We start from the raw sequence: 264 nt of genomic DNA on the forward strand, positions 1-264 counted from the left end.
TACAACCGTGATGGTGGTGCACCGCGTCGTGACGGCGCAGCTCCCCGTCGTGAAGGTGGCGGGTACAACCGTGATGGTGGTGCTCCGCGTCGTGAGGGCGGGTACAACCGTGATGGTGGTGCACCGCGTCGTGAGGGCGGGTACAACCGTGATGGTGGTGCTCCGCGTCGTGAGGGCGGGTATAACCGTGACGGTGGCGCCCCGCGTCGCGAGGGCGGGTACAACCGTGATGGCGCAGCTCCCCGTCGTGAGGGCGGGTACAAC

Annotated in this window: 1 protein-coding gene; it reads left to right on the forward strand. The window is 67.8% G+C overall.

Translation table 11 applies throughout. The annotated features are described in order from the left end of the window. The coding region (locus tag GLO27_RS19665) for a hypothetical protein (protein WP_208324004.1) at window positions 1-264 on the forward strand (264 nt) is incomplete at both ends.

Origin of the sequence: Microbacterium sp. Be9 (assembly GCF_011754135.1) — a bacterium.
Classification (GTDB): Bacteria; Actinomycetota; Actinomycetes; order Actinomycetales; family Microbacteriaceae; genus Microbacterium; species Microbacterium maritypicum_A.